Genomic DNA, 16,499 nt, shown 5'->3' on the forward strand with positions numbered 1-16,499 from the left:
GGCCCCCCCTCGCTCCTCCCCCTCTCCTTCTGGTTGCCGTCGATCATCTCCCCCGCCCGGCCCCCCCCCCCCCCCCCCCCCCACGACGGTGTCGTCGCCGTGTCGGCGCAGGACCTGCCGGGCCCGGGCGGTGTACGCGTCGCGCCGGAGGAGCCCGGTGAGCGGGTCCTTCTTCGCGGCGGCGAGCCGCCGGTGCAGCGCGAGGGCGTGCACGATCCAGCCGGTAAACGGCACGGCGGCGGTCGTCAGTAAGAGGGTGCGCTGGCCGATCCGGCCCTGAACGCGCAGGAGGGACGACATACTTGGGTTCTCCGTCTCGTCTCACGGGATAGGTGGGCCCGGGACAGCCGTCAAGCCGGCAAGCAGAGCGGCTGTCCCGGGGCGGAGCTACTGGTGGAAGTCGCTGGCGTGCGGGTGCCGCCAGCTGTACGGGTCGTCCCAGGGGCCGGCCGACGCGGCCAACCAGTCCGGCTCCCAGCCGGGCCGCACGCCATATGCGCCCCAGCCGTCCGACCGTTTGCGGGGAATCTCAAGCCCGGCCTGCTGTGCGGCGACGGCGGCGGCGTAGACCTCGTGGGCGAGCCGTACGGCCTCACCCGTGCTGGTGGCCGGGCCGGTGAAGACGTGCAGACCGCTCATGCCGGGCTGGGCCGTGTTCCTGATCGGGACGTCGACCTCGTAGTAGGGCAGGGTCACGTCCATCTCCTTTCGTGTTGAGGGGCCACTGCGACCGCCCCGGCCCGGCAGTGGCGGGTCCGGGGCGGCACAGAGTGCGCTCAACGCGCAGAAGTTCAGCGGGTGGCTTCGATGGCGTACCGCAGATGCGTGCGCGCCCGTGCCAGCCGATCTCGCTGGTCGTCATCGGTGAGGGTCAGCGCGTCGGTGAGGTGGCCGATCGCGTGCTCCAGGACCTCCTGGCCCGCCGCGAACGCGCCGTCGCCGAGGACTGGCGAGGTGAGATCGACGGCTCGACCTCACCCTCACCTTCCTGCGTAGCAAGCGAGAACAGGCCCGGCACTTCGAGCGAACCGGGCCGGTTCCGCTCGGACTTCCCGCAGTCCCTCACCAGAATCCCCAGCTCACAGGAGGGTGATCAGGAGAGCGGAGGCGAGAAGCGCTGTCTGATGCAGGGCCTGATCGGACAAATACATGCCGTTCATCCCCGCGGCCTTCAGCTCCGCGAAGCCCTTCGACCCGACGTGCTCCAACAACCAGCGCACCGGCCACCGGCGATCGAAGAACGCATGCGTCACGATCGAGACGGCCAGCCCCGCCGCCAGTCCGGTGAAGGACATCTGAAGCGGGAGGACAGCCCAGACCAGGCCCAGCATCACGGCCATCACCAGGTGGTACTGGGCTACGTGTCCCAGACACGCGCCCCAGCCCTGCCTCGGGCTAACGCCGTCGGCGACCTCGGCCGCCGACGGCGCCGCCTTGCCCTCGGCCTGGTGGTCGGTCTGCCCGATCACGTGGTCCGCGAGGTTGTGACCGACCGCGAGCACTGCCCACACCGAACCGAACGTCGCCACCGTGGCGACCTGCTCAACGCTTGTCATCGGGCACCCACCAGAAGGCCGCGACCCGAGAGCTCGGTAATGTCCGAGGTCGAACCCGTCATCAGTCCAGCGGGCCGCCGTGAGAGGGAGCACTCATGCCATTCGGTGACTTCGATGCGTGGCGGCGAGAGCTGCTCTGGACAGGCGTGCTCGTCCAGGACGGTGACACCTCCGTCACCGACGAAGAGGCCGGCTACCTCTACGACCGCTACGTCGCCCTTGCGGACATGGTCGACGGCACCGAGGGCCCCGCAGCAGTTCACGCCTTGATCGCGTCGCTCCAAGTGGAGCAGGGATACGGCGCCCACGAAGCTATCTACGGTGCCCTGGAGCAATTCCCCAGCCAGCACCTGGTCAGTGGCACGATCACGGCTGCCGCCGACCTCTTGAACATCCCACGTGACCACAGCGGCCAAGTCCTCCAGCTCCTGACCCTTCTGGGTAGCACTGATGACCTGAGGACGTTCACAGACGCTTGCAGCCACCTCGAACCTGAACTGCGGGCTGGACTGGCAGCACTCATTGCCGATCATGAGGCCGACGAGTGGCTTGCAGACGAGCGCTCCCTCGGACGGCTCCGGCTCGCACAGGACTAACCTCCTCCGCTCGGCAGCGCCCTTGTTGGTGCAGAGAACATCGAGGTGGAAGGCGCCATTCATTCCGTGCGAGGCCAGCCGGTAGAAGTTGCCCTTGCCGGTCTTGGTGGCGAGCTTCTCCAGAAAGCCCTCGCCCGGCACGCGTCGGTCCGCTGCGTAGTGGGTTCCAAAGGACACCGCGAGCGCGGCCGCGGCGGCCGCCGGGTGGACCCGGATGCCGAGCGCACGGGCGCCGACCCCGGCGACGATCGCCTGCGTGGCCGTGTAGGTCAGGCAGTGGTGAAGGCACGCCTTACAGCCGTCGGCCGTGCCGTGGGTCGTCTTCTCCTTCGTGTCCGGGTCCTCGTAGGTGACCGGGTGGTCGTCGGAGGCGCCCTTCACGCGGGCACAGAAGCCGTCCTGAATCCAAAAATCGCCGATGGCGCTGGCGGCGCGGGTCAGTCCGAGCAGGGCCGCGAACACGGCGGGACGGTGAGCATGCATGCTGGGTTTCTCCCGATCTCGAAGGGGTGAGGGAGCGGGCGGCCGGCCTTTGCCGGTGCTGCGGCCACCCGGGTTGTGCGGGCCCCGTCCCGGCCCGGACGGTCGGGACGGAGTTCGGCTCACGCGGCCAGCCGGTGAGGGACCGGGGCCGGGAGGGTCATGAGGCTGCTGGGATCCACGGGCGTTCCGTCGAAGCACTCGATGCAACAGCCGAGCTTCTTCGAGAGGCAGAAAAAGAACCGTCTCCCGCAGTCGCCGCAGGTCTGGCGGGCTGCCATAGCCCGGTCCAGGGCCCATTCCTGAGCGAGCGTCGGAGTCCGCTTGGGCTTCGCCAGGTCGACACGGAGCAGGAAGCCCCGGGTGGGGTGGTTGTACGACCACTGCGGCCGGTAGGAGCACCACTTACAGCGCAGACACCTCAGGCGCTCAACGTGTCAAGCAGCTGCGGCAAAAATGGTTGGAAAGGCCGTGTGTTCTTCGAACAGCGTGTGGTGCTGGAGGCAGTAGTAGAGCTGCCCGAGCATGCGGTTGAAGAGGTTGCGCTGGGCGGCGGCGTGCCAGTCTCCGTGGTCGTCACGGCGGCGCCGGTAGTGGGCCTTGGCGCCGGGCGAGGCGGTGATGGAGGCGAAGGCCCAGAGGTAGCCAGCATGGTTGAGCCGGTCGTTCTTCACCCACCTGCGGGTGATGCTCGACTTCTTGCCGGAGGCCTTTGTGATGGGCGAAGCGCCGGCGTATGCCTTCAGGCCGCGGGCGTCCGCGAAGCGGGCTTTGTCGTCTCCGATCTCGGCGAGCACCCGGGCACCAAGCTGGACGCCGAGGCCGGGGAAGCTGAGGATGATCTCAGCGTCCGGGTGCTGAGGGAAAGTTTCTTCGACCGCCTCGGTGAGGTCGGCGGCGGCGGCGGCGGTGCAGGCTGCCTCCAACTGGAGCAGGAGGGCCAGCATTTGCTTGCCCAGTGCGTCCTCGACGAGCTGCGGCTGGTGGGCGTAGTCGTCGCGGAAGACGTCGCGGAGCCGCTCGGCCTCGGCCGTGATGCCGCGCTTGCGGCCGGCCTGCTTGAGCGCGGCCTCCAGCTGCGTGCGGGTCAGCCGCGCGGCCCGGGTCGGAGTCGGTGCCGCCTTGAGGAGCTCCCTGGCCTCCGGCCGACACAGGCCGTTTCGCCAGGGCTCGAAGGCCGCCAAGGCGGCCGGGTAGTACTCCCGCAGCAGCGAACGGAGCTGGTTGGACAGCTGCTGGCGGTTCCAGAGCGAGTCCTGCTGAGCACGGGCGAGGACAACGGCGATGGCTCGGCCGAGGTCGCTGTCGTTGGGCAGCGGCCGGTGGGCGTGCATGTCGGTGCGCAGGATGTTCGCGAGGACCAGGGCATCGCCAGGGTCAGACTAGGATCGGAAGCGGTCCGTCGCGAAGGATGTGCGCCATGTACGACACCTTCCGATACCGCTATCTCCACGCCGGCATGGGCCTGGCCGCAGATCTACGCGCCGACGCGTACGAGACGGACGACGCCCCACCCCTGACCGGCCTCCTCATCAACCGCTCGCTGTACCTGCGGCTCCCCGCGGACCGTGCCCCGTACTGGCTGGACGCGGCCTGGCTTGCTTTCGGCGCTTCCCTGCACGCCGAGCAGTTGGCCGACGGCCGGGCCCTGGTCCTCGACGTCGGCGCGTTCACGTACCCCGGCGCCGACTACCGTTCGGAGGTCGCTGCTCTTGCTCTCGACGGCTGGATCCACCGCCGCTTCGGGCTCGCCCCCTGCGGTGCCGCAGTGACGTACGACCGGCCTTCCCACCGTTTCGCCTTCACCTGGCCGGGCCCGGTCACCCCCTTTGCCGACGAGTCTTCGCCACCGTGCTCCGCGTGAGTGGCCAGCCACTGACGAGTGTTCCCCAGTGTTCGACGTACGCGGCGGTGCCGTAACAGGGCCAGACCTCCGCTTCCACGATGGCACCCATGATCAGCCCGGCTTCGTTTTGCCGCTGCCCGCCGATGCGGGGCCTCGGGGCCCGGACCCCTGCTCAACTGCGAACCCGGTCAAAGTTCAGTGAGATCGGCCAAGGTTCAGTGAGACGGGCACTGCCTCAGGTGCCCCTGTGCATGCGGCTGCTGTGAAGGGGCTACCGACGAAATACGCTGAACTCCGGTTTTGCCAGTCATTTTGATGTGCTCGATCCTGTGCTGACGTCGCCAGGTTCCCTGGTGACCTGACCGGTGGCGAAGCACCGCGCTGGCGGTCGTACTCTCCCCATGAAATGGGGCAACCGCCTGGCCGTGCCCGATCGTCCTTCGGACATGACGTCCGCAACCCCCGAAGTGCCCTCCAGCACCCCACCGAACTGGCCGCACTGCGGCCGCGAATCCACGCAAGAGGACCCAGTGGGTTGCCGAGGCATCCACGTCTCCGGGCACACCGCCTGTCTGGCCCATCTAGACGAGGGTGGCCGCTCCGCCTACCTGGCGGCCCTGTCCCCCGGCGCCGACATCGACCACCGCGGCACCCCGTTCACCGCAGGCTTACTGACCGAATTGCTTGCCGCTCTGCAGGATCCGGCAACTAATCGCCCGCGTCTGGGTATCGCCCGGCTGGATGAGGCGGAGTTCGCACAAACTGCCCCATTCCATGAGGCGTACTTCTCCGGCGACGCCTGGTTCATCGGGGCGCAGTTCTCCGGTACCGCTTGGTTCATCGGGGCGCAGTTCTCCGGTACCGCTTGGTTCGACGGCGCACGGTTCTCCGGCACGGCGCGATTTATCGGGGCGCGGTTCATCGGTCCTGGCAGGTTCATTGGAGCGCGGTTCTGTGCTGCTGCGCGGTTCGATGAGGCCCGGTTCTCCAGCGCCGCACGATTCGATACCGCCCGCTTCGAGGTGCCCTTCTCCTTCGGGCCTCTGGTATGCGCCCAAACGCTGGGTATGACCGGTACGGCCTTCACCAGCCCGATGATCATCGAGGCGGCTGCAGCCAGAGTCGAATGTACCCGGGCTTGGTGGTCGTCCACGGCGACGTTGCGGTTGCGCTACGCCGACCTGGACCTTACTGATGCCGCCGTCGAGTACCCGCTGACGGTCATCGCCCGAACCGCACCTTTTACTGACTCCCGAGGCCGCTCACTACCGGAACCAGAGTTCTCCGGTAACGATCCGCGTGTGTGTCTGACGTCCGTGAACGGAGTGGACGCTGCGCACCTGGCACTGCACGATATCGACCTGAGCACCTGCCGGTTCGCCGGCGCCATCCACCTCGACCAGCTCCGTGTGGATGGTTGGTGCACTTTCGGCAGCACACCCATCGGTACCCAGTGGTACCGGCACTTCGCTTGGCGATGGAGCACTCGACGCACCCTGGTCGAGGAGCACTACTGGCGCGCTCAGAACGTCCGCCCCGCCCTAGCCCGCGGCTGGCTACTCCCGTCCGAGGGCACCACGGTCTTGAAGCCGACGGCGCTGGCCGTCCTCTACCGACAGCTCCGCAAGTCGCTGGAGGACGACAAGAACGAACCCGGAGCCGCCGACTTCTACTACGGCGAGTGCGAGATGCGCCGCCATGACACCGACGGCTCATCCTTGGCCGAGCGGGCACTGCTGACGACGTACTGGGCGCTGTCGGGCTATGGGCTGCGTGCGACCCGCGCCCTGGTCTGGCTCTTAGGCGCCATGACCGTCACCCTTGTGGCGCTGATGGTATGGGGGCTTCCAGCGGAGGATCCGAAACCGCAGACCACCGGCCGTCAGGTGGCGGTCGGCCGGAATATCACGCTCACCACCGACACTCCCGATCCCGTCAACCCCACCGGACCGTGGGGCGAGCGCGTCACCACCGAGCGGTTCGAGAAGGCGCTGCGGGTGGTGATCAACTCGGTGGTGTTCCGCTCCTCCGGCCAGGACCTGACCACCGCCGGCAACTACACCGAAATGGCCTCGCGCCTCACTGAACCCGTCCTCCTCGGCCTGGCCGTCCTTGCCCTCCGCAGCCGCGTCAAACGCTAGACCGACGCACTGCCGAGTGAGGGCCACACCAGCGACATTGGGCATGATGTGCCCGCGTGGGTAGCGACGTTGCCCGGACAGCTTCGGGAGGGGGCGCCCACGGCGCCGGGCAATTCCGAGATCAGCTTCGCTACGCGTACCTGCCAGTAGCTTCGCTCTTCAGGGCCGCTAGGTAGCCGGCCCAGCGACCTCGTGCCAGCTGCCGTGCCGGGCCTGGAAAACCTCTTCCCACCGCTGGTAGAGGAAGCCGCCTTCCTCCCAGGACTCCTTTCACGCGGCGCGCAGCCGCGCGAGCCGCCGGGTGCCGGGCTTGCCGTCGAGCTCGAGGACCGGCGGCGGGCGTGTCTGGTCGATCAGGTCGAAGAAGGACGGGTTTTCCTGGCCGTTGACCGGCTTGTCGTTGTGGGGCATGGCGTTGCTGCTCCTTCGGCGGAGGGGTTGGCGGAGGGCGGTGGCGGGCTGGCCGGAGCCGGTCAGCGGATCTCGTTGCGGGTGCGGGCGAAGAACGCCCCGCGCGTGGTGCTGTTGTTGTGGATCTCGGTGTGGTGGGTGACCGGACCCTCGAAGACGTTCTTGGTGACGGCCGCGCGGGCCTTGCTGATCGCGCCGCCGATGGCGGTGGCGACCATCGCGATGCCCGCGAACGGCAGGGTGACCATGAGGACGCCGTTCAACGTGACGGAGGACAGGCCCTGGAGCACGAGCCAGGCACCGCAGCCGATGCCGGTGACCCCGGCGCCCACGCCGATAGAGGCCACCGCGATCCCGGCCGCCCAGGCCGGGACGATCCGCCTGTCCTCCTGCTTCACGGGCGGGGCATCGCCGTAGGCCGGTGGCTCGGTGTCGTCGCGGAACGAGGTGGGGTGGTGGCGTACGGGCTTGCTCGCCCAGTCGTCGATCAGGCGGCGGGCTTCGGCCGCGGCCTCGGTCTCGGGCATGCCGGACTGGGTGTTGTGCAGGGGGTCCATGGGGTTCTCCGATCACGCGGGAAGGTGCGCGCCCTCCTGGCCGTGGTGGCCGGGAGGGCGCGTGGGGGAGTGGCCGCGCGCAACGGCGAAGGGCGTCGTCGGCATCGTGTCCGGCGGCGCCCTTCGGCGTTGTGCAGCAGGTGAGTTGGGGCTGGCGGGTGGGTAGTCACCGCACCTGCGCCCCGGGCATCCTCGAAACCGACAGGCGCCGGGGAAGGGGATCGGGTGGAGTTCGTCTTCGAGTGCGGGTGGTGCGGCGGGGACAACTTCTTCGTGGGCAAGCAGGTCGGCTTCTGGGTCGACAAGTGGGAGGTGCCCTCGGAGTGGGACTGCCGCTTCTGCGACGGGCTCAACTACACGCCCGACCCGCCGTGGACCGAGGCGTAGTTCAGAAGCTGGAGATCAGTCCGGCGAGCGAGGCGAGGCCGCTGTTGATGGTCGGGGCGAGGCCGGTGGCGGCGAGGGTGAAGCCGAACAGCGTGCAGGCCAGTGCCGAGCCGACGCGGACGTAGCCGCCCTTGACCAGGACGACGACGATGATGCCCAGCAGCGCGGCGGCGGAGATGGAGAGGGCCACGGCGGTTGGTGCTCCTTCACAGGGGGTCGGGTGGGGCCGGCCGCGCTCGGGCGGGCCCGGCCCCGGGGATGGATGGGGTGTGATCAGGCGTCGGTGAGGTTCTTGATGGCCTCCAGCGCCTGGCGGGGAGAGGCGACCTGCTCGGAGCGGCGGTTGCCGCCCTTGGAGCCGCGCCCGCCTCCGCCCTTGCCGCCGCCGCGCCGGCGGGACCGTCCCTCGCCCTCGTCGTCCTCGTCGGGCTCGGGCCAGAACTCGCCGGGCCGCACGGGCTCGTTCCAGTCGAACCACAGGCCGCGCTTCTCCAACTCGCTGATCTCGTAGTCGGTGAGCCGGTTGACCTCGTCGGGGAACAGGTTGGACAGGTCGGTGTCGAAGTCCGCGTACAGCGACCGCATGAGCACGGCGCGGCCGTTGTCGAGGACGATGACCGCGACGCCGCCCGTGCTGACCCCGTTCTCCGGGTCGGCCTCGCCCTTCATGGCCCGCTCGATCGCGGAGCCTTCGCTGCGGGAGTAGCGGGCCGGGATGGTCGGCACGTCGTAGGCGTTCTCCATGGTGCCCTCCGCCGCCTTACGGGTGGCGCCGGGCGAACCCATGTTGAAGATGACCGGGCGGGAGTTCTGCCGCAGGTTGTCCTTCATCTCCGTGGAGAACCCGTTGTGCGCGAACGGCGACTGGCCGGCGGGGTTGAAGCCGATCCCGTACTTGAGCCCGGTGACCGTGAGATCGTCGCCGTCCTTCTGGATGAACTCGCCGAAGTCCCCGTCCTGCGCCGCGGTCATGAACTCATCCGCGTACACGTTCAACTGCCGGTAGGGGCAGCGCGTATCGCCGGGCTTGTAGTCGTGCGGCTCGCCGTCGTGCGGCCAGGGCATCTCCGCCCTGATCTCACACAGCGCCTTCGCCGCCCGCAGCTGCCGCGCCATCCACAGCGCGTTCGAGCCCTGCCGGTCGATGTACCGACCGAGCACGGTGGTCTTCTCGTCCTTGCGGACGGTGGACAGCCACACCACCTGGCTGTCCAGGGACTGGGCGGCCATGTTGATCGCGAAATACTGCGTCTTGCCGGAGCGGGACACGCCCAGGATGAGGCCGTGGGCTGCGGCGTTCTTGTCGTGCTGGTACACCATGCTCTTCACCGGCTGGCCGGTGATGGTGAACCCGCACACATACATGCCCTTGGCGTCCGGGGTGAGCAGCTCGCGGGTGGCGGGGAAGATCGCGCTGAGCGGCGGGGTGTCGAACGCGCTGATCAGGAACTCACTGCCGTCGATGAGGACGAACACGCAGGAGTCGTCCTCGGGCAGGTTCAGCGCGCGGCAGACCTTGGCCAGGTCGATGCGCGGGGTCTCGGTGGCATCGGCCATCTTCGCCCTGTAGAACGTGACCCCGCGTTCGTCGTCGCGGGTCCTGTGGACCAGCTCGGAGCCGGGGGCGCCGCCCTTGGGCCCGCCGACCCGGTCCGTCCAGCGCTCCTGCGCGGTCGGCTTGGTGCGGCGGCGCTGGTTGGCGTCGGGGGTGATGCGGGCCTCCATCCAGCCGGGCCCGCCCTGGCGGCCGGGCTGGATGGCGACCTCCGCCAGGACGACGTCGCTGGAGTGCACGCCGAACGGCGCGGCGACCACGGCCTCCGTGAGACCGGTGATCGGACGTCCGGTCTCCGAGGCGCGCAGCAGGATCGTCATGTCGTGCCGCTGACCGTCGTGCCGGGTGGCCTTGACGATGTGCGTGCGGCCGGGCATCCCGGCCTGCTCCCACAGCACCCTGGCGTCGCGGGTGAGCAGGTCGGCTCCGTCGTCCGGCTGCGCCACCGACTCCTCGAGGACTTCGGTGGGCGCCGGCTGCGGGGCCGGTGCGGCGGCGGGACGGTGGTGGCGGCGGGCGTGCCGGGAGAACGGCATCACCAGGTAGCCGGCCGCCGCCCATCCGGCGGCGAGCAGCCCGTCCAGCCAGTACGGGCCCCAGCCGGTGGTGGTCTTGGCGGCGACGTCGACGGCGGCGGCCAGGACCAGCGGGGACCAGCGCAGGATCTTGCGTCCGGCGCCGGGCTCATCGCTCTTGGCGGCGAGGAACCAGCCGCCGATCCCGGCCGCGCCGGCCAGCTGCACGACCTGGTTGACGGGGCTGTCGGGATAGAGGTTCGGGGCCACGGCCAGCACGGGCGCGGCGAGGGTGTAGGCGAGGCGTTCGAGCGCGACACTGCGCGGCGTGGTCGTCACCGGCTTCTCCTTCGGGAAACGGGACGGGCGGCCCCGCGAGATCTGCGGGGCCGCCCGTGGCGGGGGTGGGGGAGTGGGGGTCAGCGGTTGAAGAAGCCCGGCTTGGGCGTCTTCTCGCGCCGGTTGGAGCGGATGTCGTCCAGGGCGCCGTAGAGCTTGGAGTGGGTGCGCTTGGTCTCGTAGGTGAGGTCGGCGGTCTCCTGCGCGGTGTCGTGCAGCTTCTTGACCTGCACCCCGGCGCCCCCGAGGGCGACACCGACGTTGCTGGTCAGCTCCACGAACTTCGGGTCGAGTTCGGCGTTGTCGACGTCGCGGGCCGCGTCCTCGGCACGCTTGGCGTTCCTCTTGACGCTGCGCACAAGTTCCTCCAGGCCGAGCCCGGCGTCCTCGAGCGCGCGCCCGAGGGTGTCGAGCTTGGCCTGGACGGCCTTGTAGCGGTTGTCACCGTCGGCCACGGCGGGCGCCGCGCCGCTGGGGCGGGGTGCGAGATCGCTGCTCATCAGCGGGTTTCCTCCCTCGTCTTAGTCGTGGTGGGCGGCGGCCGACACGTACTTCAGGCCCGCGTCTTCCTTCGCGGCCATGTCCTCGCCGTAGATGCGGGCGACCATCGCGGCCGCGAGCTTGGCGGCCTCCAGGGCCAGACCGCACTCGGACGCGCACCGTTCGGCCTGCTGCTTCATGCGGGCCGCAGCGTCGGCCAGATCCGAGATCAGCTCGGTGACCTCGGTGGTGACGTTGTGGTCGCCGATCAGGTCGGCGGACATGTCCCGCAGGGCGTCGGCGACCTTGTCGAGGGCCTCCCCGAGGGCTTCGGCCCGCTCCTGGTCGGACGCGGCCTGGATGGCGATGTTCGCCATCTCCACCAGGTACTCGTCGAACGTGATGTCCGTACGGTGCTGGGCTCCAAGGCCGCCCGCGCCGGACGGCCTGCTGACCTCCGAACTGCTCACGCTGCTCCCTTCCGTGCTGGTCGGCCGACTGGTGCCGGGCCGTGCGGTGTGCGGCTCCGGCGCGGGCGGCAGGCCCTTCACACCGGTCATCATGGCCGCGGGCCCGTCAGGGACGATGTCCGCGTCGACGATGTCGTCCTCGCCCTTGCTGTCCGTGCGCGGCGAGCGAGCCGGACGGCCGGGCCACTCACACTTCGGCGTGGAGTCCTCCGCGCCGAACGGGCTGTCCGCCGGACGGCCACGCCGACCGGCGCGACCCGTACGACCACGCCCTGCCCGCCCGGTCCGGCCGGTGCGGCTGGTACGTCCGCGCCGTCCGGACCGGCCCGTGCCGCCGGTGCGCCGGCGCCAGAACCGGCGCCGCTTCCTCGCACCGTCAGACGCCCCGTCACCGGCCGTTGAGTCGGTGCCCGGCGCAGCGCCCACCTTGCCGTCCTTCGCGGCGCTGGAAGCCCCGTCAGGGCCGTCCTTGGCGGCCTTCCCGTCCTTGCCGTCGGTGCCGCCGTCGGTGCCCTTGCCCTTGGAGTCCTTGTCCTTGGTCAGGTTCACCTTCTCGGTGCCGGCCGCCTTGGCATCCTTCGCGTCGGCGGCGGCCTTCGCGTCGGCGCGGCGCTTGTCGAAGCGGCGCTGGGCTTCCTCGCCGACGGCCTTGCCCAGCGTGGTGCGGCCCGGGTCGGCCGACGCCGCGGCTTCCCGCTTCGCCTTCCGTGCCTCCGCCCGCTCCGCCTTCTTGGCCCGGCGGTCCTCCCACGCCTGCTGCCGCTGAGCGCGCGCCTGGTCGCGGTCCTTGGTCCGGTCGGCGACGCCGGCGGTGTGCCCGGCGCTGCGCCGCTCCTGCCGTCCGGCCTGCCGGACCCCGGCGCGCTCCTGGCGGCCGCGGGCGCGCTCAGCGCGGGCGCCGAAGGCCGGGCCGTTCTGGCCCCGGCCACCGTCGCCCTTCGAGCTGCCAGAGCCTGCCTGGGAGCCTTTCGAGCCCCCGGACGCCCCGTTGCGCCCGGAACCGGCTGCGCGGCCGCCAGAGCCCGTCTGAGAGCCCTTCGTGCCGCCCTTGCCGCCCCCGGTCGACCCGGACCCCGAACGCCCCGCGCTGCCGCCGGAGTTGGACCCACGCGAGGCGGGCCCCTTCGAGCCGGAACCCGAGTTGTTGCGGGACGGACCGCTGCTGCCGCCGCCCCCGCCGCGCGAGGGCCCGCCGCCACCGCCGGCCTTCGAGCGGCCCTTGTCCGCCCCCAGGCCGGAGCCGGACGACTTCATGCGGTCGGCGTCCGACTTTCCGCGCGCCGCCGCCTTGTCGCCCTTCGCTTTCATCATCGCGGCGTGGAGCTTTCCGTTCTGCTCCATCATCGCGACTTCCTGCGCGGTGCGGCCCTCCAGCAGCGCAGCTTTCCGCGCTATTTCAGCCTCACGGAAAGGCGCTTCGCTTTCATGATTGACCCGCGCCATTTCCAGCCGGAATTCCAGCCAGTCACCGAGACGGTCAGCCAACGAACGAGGCTGGACATATTCGCCTTCCTCGTATTCGTCTTCCTCTTCCCCGGATTCCGGCGGGGTAATTCCGTCCGAGCGCAGCGCCGCCGCCGGGTCCGGAGCTGCCGGAATCGTCGGCAGTTCCATCGTCGTTTCTTCCGGTGACTCAGGCGGCGCGGAGGGAATGTCCTCCGGCGACGGAATGGTGTCGGCGTAATCCGGCATCGGCGGTGGCACGTACGAGGAATCACCGCGCCAGGGGCCGCGGACCAGGATCCCGTTCGGGTCGTCCACGTCGGACACGATGCACCTCCCTCCTGGACTTGACAGAGCGTGGGGTCTTGTGTGCACGCGTGTGCACGTGCACGTGTGCACGCTTTACACGCGCGAGGCCCCGCCGGAGCCCGGCGGGGCCTTCGCTGGTGACGTTCAGTGACGCGGGGGGTGCTTCGCGAGGACCTGCTCCGCGTACTGCAGGAGGTCGTTCCAGATCCGTCCGTCGCCCTCCGCTCGCTTGTCCATCGCGGTGATGAACAGGCGGCAGATCTGCGCGAATCCGACGTAGACGTCGCCGCGACCGACTTTGACGTCCTTGGCGATTCGGGATCGTGCCAGGCGGAGCCAGAATTCCATCTGCCCCGCCTCGCCGCGAGATTCGCGGGCTTTGTCCGCCTCTTCCTTCAGCCAGTTCCTGCGCCGTTCGATAGAGCGTTCAGCGCTGCTGAGGGGGCGGTTCACGCCGACTCCCTGTTACCCAGGTCATAAATCGACGTAGGAGCACTATAGCCGGGATTCTGGCGCCGTGCACCCTGCTGCGGCGGGGTGGGTGCGGCCTGGAGCTGCTGCGGGTTCTTCTTCCGCTGCCTTTCCAGCTCTTTTTCCTTCCTGTCCTTGGCCGTATTCACAACGGCCTCGTCGTGGGAGCGGCGCTTATAGGCGCTCTTTTCCAGGCCCTCGGTGAGGTTGTTCAGGTTCTTGAGGACGTTCCCGAGGGCCTTTTCGACGGGCATCGCCCGCAGCCTCGCGTGGTACCAGCGGTCACCCTCCACGTGCGTCTTGCGCAGGTGCACGCGGGTCTCGATCGCCAGGATCTCCAGGTTCTTGCCGATGTCCAGCAGAACCCGCTGAACCTCGGCCAGGTACCGGGCGGTCGCCTCCGGGCTCTGCGCCACGTCGCGCAGAGGCACGTGCTTCTGGTCGTCGTTGCTGTTCATGCGAGAAGACCTCCAGGTCTCGGGGTTGGGGAAGGGGAAAATCCGCGATCCCCGAGGCTGTTGTGCGGGGGTTGGGGCGGTACTCGGTCGTGCCTGGCCCGCGCCCCGCTCGGGGCGGGCGCGGGCGAGCGGCCTGCCGGCCGTGGCCGTCACCGGTCCGCGCTCGGTGGGCGAGCGCGGACCGGTGGCGACCATGAGCGGCAGGGGTTCTGCCAGGGGGTGAGCGCGTCGGCGCTCACCGGGCGCTCGCCTACGCGCCCGGGGCGGCCTCTTCGACCTGAGCGCGCAGCCGCTGCGCGGTCGGGCGGGAGACCGGAGTGTCGGACAGGCCCGCGTCGGTGAGCGCGTCGCGGATCTCGGTCCACTCGGGACGGCGCCCGAGCTCGGTGTAGAGGAGACGGATGCGTGCGTGGCGGCGCTCGGTAAGCGCCTCCGTCTCGCTGCGCGTACGAGCGTTCTCCGCTCGCTGAGCGTCCGCCTCCTCCGTGGCGCGCTCACCCTCGTGAGCGCCGGAGGTGAGCGCCGGGCGCTCACGCTCGCCGCGAGTCTCGCCCGAGGTGAGCGCGCTCATGTCGGGGTGAGCGTGCTCGGTTTCCTCCGCTCGCTCGATGGTGTGAGCGTCCTCGGGGGTGAGCGTGTCGGCGAGCGCGGCGGGCGCCGTGTCGAGCTTGAGCGCCATCCGCTGGTCCAGCGGAGCCTTCCAGCGCCACAGCCAGCCGTACGTTTCCTTGAGCTGCGCTCGCAGGTACGTCTGCTCCTGGAGGCGGGTGAGCGCCTCCTCGTAGGAGGTGATCTCCCACAGGATCATCCGGCGGCGAAGCCGAGCGGTGGGGATCGGGGCGAGGATCCAACGCGAACGTCGCACCGTCTCCATCCGCTTCTTGCCGGTGACCGCGCCGATCTGCGTCGCGTAGACGTGGGAGGCGATCTCCGAGAAGACCACCCACAGCAGCGTGAGGGCCGCGTGCCCGAGGCGCCCCGCCACGGAGTCCGAGGCGTTCCAGTTCAGGTACACGGTCACCGCCGTCAGCGCGCGCGGCACCCAGCGGATCCACCGGAGCTCCATGCCCATGCGGATCAGCACCAGGTTGGCGCCGGTGAACGCCGGGATGGCGACGTCGATGCCGACCGGCAGCAGCCACGGCCACTCCCAGCCCCACCCCGATGCCTTGGTCTCCAGCGCGGTGTAGGAGGAGAGCAGACCGAGGGTGGAGACGACCGCGGCCGCCAGGACGATCCCGGCGACCAGGACCAGCTCCTGTCCGGACAGCGGCGGGACTCCGCCGGCGGGCCGGGCGTCGTTGCGGGCCCTGCGCCGCTTGGCGCGGGAGTCGGTCCGGATCTCCCGGCGCCTCGCCCGCTGCACGGTGCGCTCCGTCGCCGCCTGAAGGACCCGGTCCGCCTCGGCTAGGGCGCGTTCGGCGGCGGCCTGGTCGGCCGTGGCCTTGGCCGCCGCCTCCCGGGCTGACGTCGCGTCCTTCTCCGCCTGCTCCCGCAGCCGGGCGACGTCCTTGTCGGTGGCGGTCCGCATCTCCTCAGCGGAAGTGCGGGCGTCGTCCAGGGCGCGGTCGGCGTCGGCGCGAAGGCCGGCGGCCAGCTTCTCCGCCCCGGCCCGCACCTGCGCGGCCTGGTCGTCCGCGCTCTCGCGCATCCGGTCGGCCTCGCCGCGCGCCCGCTCCAGGAGAGCTTCGGCGTCGGTGGTGGCCCGGGTGCGGGTCTCCGCCGCGGCGCGCTCCGCCGCCGCGAGCAGCTCGGTGTGCTTCGTCTCCGCGTCGGCGAGGACCTTGGCGGCCTCCGCCTGCACGGTGTCGGCCTTCGAGGCCGCCGTGGTGCTGACCTCCTGTGCCTGGTCGCGCGCGTCGGCGAGCAGCTGCTCGGCAGCCGCCTTGGCGTCGGCGAGAACCTGGTCGGCGTTGCTGGACGCCGTCGCCGTGACGGTGTCGGCCTCCGCGCGGGCGTCGGCGAGCAGTTGCTTGGCCTTCGCGTCGGCTTCGGCCAGGACCTGGTCGGCGTCGGCGGCCGCGGTGGTCGCGGCCTCCGTGCGGATCCGGTCGGCGTCGGCGGCCGCGTCGGCCAGGACGCGGGCCTGCTCGGTGGTGGCCGCCTCCGTGATCGAGGCCGCCTCCGAGCGGGCGCCGTCCAGGAGTTCGGCGGCGCGGGTCTCGCCGTCGGCGAGGATGCGCGCGGCGTCGTCGGAGGCCAGGTCCCGGAGGTCGGCGCCGCGGTCGGCAGCGGCGGCCAGAACCGGGTCGGCCTCCGGGTGCACCAGCGGCACGGTGGTCTCTTCGGGGGCGGCGGCCTCGGCGGGGATGGCGGCTGGCGGCTTGGTCGCCTTGGCGCGCCCGGCGCCACGGGGCTTCGCGGCCGGGGCGGCATTCCGCCTGCGCCGGGTGGTGGTGTTGGCCACGGGGGTGTCCTCTCTTTCCGGCGCCTCGTGCAAGAGGTCACCGCGGGTCGGCGTCGGTCGGTAGGGTCGTGACCAGGC

At 70.4% G+C, this 16,499-nt stretch carries 17 protein-coding genes and 1 pseudogene; 4 read left to right on the forward strand and 14 right to left on the reverse strand.

What is annotated here, in order from left to right:
- Positions 1–387: 387 nt before the first annotated feature.
- From ABT147_RS36095 to ABT147_RS36115, 5 genes and pseudogenes are all read right to left on the reverse strand, one after another.
- Positions 388–702: a hypothetical protein gene (locus ABT147_RS36095; RefSeq protein ID WP_502983217.1), complete on the reverse strand. Its 315-nt coding sequence runs from the start codon at positions 700–702 to the stop codon at positions 388–390.
- Between the two features lie 377 nt (positions 703–1,079).
- The gene (locus ABT147_RS36100) at positions 1,080–1,529 is read right to left on the reverse strand and encodes a DUF3307 domain-containing protein (RefSeq protein WP_351414239.1); all 450 of its coding nucleotides are present in this window, start codon (positions 1,527–1,529) and stop codon (positions 1,080–1,082) included.
- A 23-nt stretch (positions 1,530–1,552) separates the two neighbouring features.
- On the reverse strand, positions 1,553–2,614 hold the full coding sequence (locus ABT147_RS36105; protein ID WP_351414241.1) for a hypothetical protein: 1,062 nt from the start codon (positions 2,612–2,614) through the stop codon (positions 1,553–1,555).
- Between the two features lie 140 nt (positions 2,615–2,754).
- Positions 2,755–3,057, reverse strand: a complete 303-nt coding sequence (locus tag ABT147_RS36110) for an RRQRL motif-containing zinc-binding protein (RefSeq protein WP_351414329.1) — start codon at positions 3,055–3,057, stop codon at positions 2,755–2,757.
- A 12-nt stretch (positions 3,058–3,069) separates the two neighbouring features.
- Positions 3,070–4,014: pseudogene (locus ABT147_RS36115) on the reverse strand (transposase); the annotation flags it as partial.
- Positions 4,015–4,052: 38 nt separating this feature from the next.
- Here ABT147_RS36115 and ABT147_RS36120 point away from each other — a divergent pair.
- Together ABT147_RS36120 and ABT147_RS36125 are read left to right on the forward strand one after the other, a co-directional pair.
- The gene (locus ABT147_RS36120; RefSeq protein ID WP_351414244.1) at positions 4,053–4,496 is read left to right on the forward strand and encodes a hypothetical protein; all 444 of its coding nucleotides are present in this window, start codon (positions 4,053–4,055) and stop codon (positions 4,494–4,496) included.
- A gap of 383 nt (positions 4,497–4,879) precedes the next feature.
- The gene (locus ABT147_RS36125; protein WP_351414246.1) at positions 4,880–6,619 is read left to right on the forward strand and encodes a pentapeptide repeat-containing protein; all 1,740 of its coding nucleotides are present in this window, start codon (positions 4,880–4,882) and stop codon (positions 6,617–6,619) included.
- A 270-nt stretch (positions 6,620–6,889) separates the two neighbouring features.
- Here the strand turns inward: ABT147_RS36125 and ABT147_RS36130 are convergent, their stop codons facing one another.
- Both ABT147_RS36130 and ABT147_RS36135 read right to left on the reverse strand, forming a co-directional pair.
- Positions 6,890–7,030: a hypothetical protein gene (locus ABT147_RS36130; protein WP_351414248.1), complete on the reverse strand. Its 141-nt coding sequence runs from the start codon at positions 7,028–7,030 to the stop codon at positions 6,890–6,892.
- A gap of 62 nt (positions 7,031–7,092) precedes the next feature.
- Complete coding sequence (locus ABT147_RS36135) at positions 7,093–7,587, reverse strand: hypothetical protein (protein ID WP_351414250.1); 495 nt, start codon at positions 7,585–7,587, stop codon at positions 7,093–7,095.
- 225 nt (positions 7,588–7,812) lie between these two features.
- Here ABT147_RS36135 and ABT147_RS36140 point away from each other — a divergent pair, with 225 nt between their 5' ends.
- Positions 7,813–7,974 (forward strand): hypothetical protein, encoded by a 162-nt coding sequence (locus ABT147_RS36140; protein WP_167459353.1) that lies wholly within the window; start codon positions 7,813–7,815, stop codon positions 7,972–7,974.
- 1 nt (position 7,975) lies between these two features.
- Here ABT147_RS36140 and ABT147_RS36145 read toward each other — a convergent pair whose 3' ends face one another.
- The 4 genes from ABT147_RS36145 to ABT147_RS36160 form a co-directional block, all read right to left on the reverse strand.
- Entirely contained in the window at positions 7,976–8,164 is a 189-nt protein-coding gene (locus tag ABT147_RS36145) for a hypothetical protein (RefSeq protein WP_351414252.1), read from the reverse strand.
- Positions 8,165–8,247: 83 nt separating this feature from the next.
- Positions 8,248–10,383, reverse strand: coding sequence for a chromosome segregation protein ParM (locus tag ABT147_RS36150; protein ID WP_351414254.1), 2,136 nt, complete (start codon positions 10,381–10,383; stop codon positions 8,248–8,250).
- Between the two features lie 80 nt (positions 10,384–10,463).
- Entirely contained in the window at positions 10,464–10,883 is a 420-nt protein-coding gene (locus tag ABT147_RS36155; protein ID WP_351414257.1) for a conjugal transfer protein TraB, read from the reverse strand.
- A 21-nt stretch (positions 10,884–10,904) separates the two neighbouring features.
- The gene (locus tag ABT147_RS36160) at positions 10,905–12,677 is read right to left on the reverse strand and encodes an ATP/GTP-binding protein (RefSeq protein ID WP_351414259.1); all 1,773 of its coding nucleotides are present in this window, start codon (positions 12,675–12,677) and stop codon (positions 10,905–10,907) included.
- Between ABT147_RS36160 and ABT147_RS36165 the strand changes: the two genes are divergently transcribed.
- On the forward strand, positions 12,651–12,965 hold the full coding sequence (locus tag ABT147_RS36165; protein WP_351414261.1) for a hypothetical protein: 315 nt from the start codon (positions 12,651–12,653) through the stop codon (positions 12,963–12,965). The genes ABT147_RS36160 and ABT147_RS36165 overlap by 27 nt on opposite strands.
- Before the next feature lie 264 nt (positions 12,966–13,229).
- Here ABT147_RS36165 and ABT147_RS36170 read toward each other — a convergent pair whose 3' ends face one another.
- The 3 genes from ABT147_RS36170 to ABT147_RS36180 all read right to left on the reverse strand — a co-directional run bounded on the left by ABT147_RS36170 (position 13,230) and on the right by ABT147_RS36180 (position 16,421).
- On the reverse strand, positions 13,230–13,538 hold the full coding sequence (locus tag ABT147_RS36170) for a hypothetical protein (RefSeq protein WP_351414263.1): 309 nt from the start codon (positions 13,536–13,538) through the stop codon (positions 13,230–13,232).
- Positions 13,535–14,014 carry a hypothetical protein gene (locus ABT147_RS36175; RefSeq protein WP_351414265.1) on the reverse strand — a complete coding sequence of 160 codons (480 nt, stop codon included), beginning with the start codon at positions 14,012–14,014 and terminating at the stop codon, positions 13,535–13,537. The genes ABT147_RS36170 and ABT147_RS36175 overlap by 4 nt, the downstream gene beginning before the upstream one ends.
- A 250-nt stretch (positions 14,015–14,264) precedes the next feature.
- Positions 14,265–16,421 carry a DUF2637 domain-containing protein gene (locus ABT147_RS36180; protein WP_351414267.1) on the reverse strand — a complete coding sequence of 719 codons (2,157 nt, stop codon included), beginning with the start codon at positions 16,419–16,421 and terminating at the stop codon, positions 14,265–14,267.
- Between the last annotated feature and the right edge of the window lie 78 nt (positions 16,422–16,499).

Origin of the sequence: Streptomyces sp. NPDC001868 (assembly GCF_040297125.1) — a bacterium.
Lineage (GTDB): Bacteria > Actinomycetota > Actinomycetes > Streptomycetales > Streptomycetaceae > Streptomyces.

Excerpts from the sequence above, each read along its gene's own strand:
- ABT147_RS36095 (WP_502983217.1), bottom strand. The coding sequence starts at position 702 with ATGGACGTGACCCTGCCCTACTACGAGGTCGACGTCCCGATCAGGAAC.
- ABT147_RS36120 (WP_351414244.1), top strand. The coding sequence starts at position 4,053 with ATGTACGACACCTTCCGATACCGCTATCTCCACGCCGGCATGGGCCTG.
- ABT147_RS36155 (WP_351414257.1), bottom strand. The coding sequence starts at position 10,883 with ATGAGCAGCGATCTCGCACCCCGCCCCAGCGGCGCGGCGCCCGCCGTG.
- ABT147_RS36125 (WP_351414246.1), top strand. The coding sequence starts at position 4,880 with ATGAAATGGGGCAACCGCCTGGCCGTGCCCGATCGTCCTTCGGACATG.
- ABT147_RS36135 (WP_351414250.1), bottom strand. The coding sequence starts at position 7,587 with ATGGACCCCCTGCACAACACCCAGTCCGGCATGCCCGAGACCGAGGCC.
- ABT147_RS36160 (WP_351414259.1), bottom strand. The coding sequence starts at position 12,677 with ATGATGGAGCAGAACGGAAAGCTCCACGCCGCGATGATGAAAGCGAAG.
- ABT147_RS36130 (WP_351414248.1), bottom strand. The coding sequence starts at position 7,030 with ATGCCCCACAACGACAAGCCGGTCAACGGCCAGGAAAACCCGTCCTTC.
- ABT147_RS36175 (WP_351414265.1), bottom strand. The coding sequence starts at position 14,014 with ATGAACAGCAACGACGACCAGAAGCACGTGCCTCTGCGCGACGTGGCG.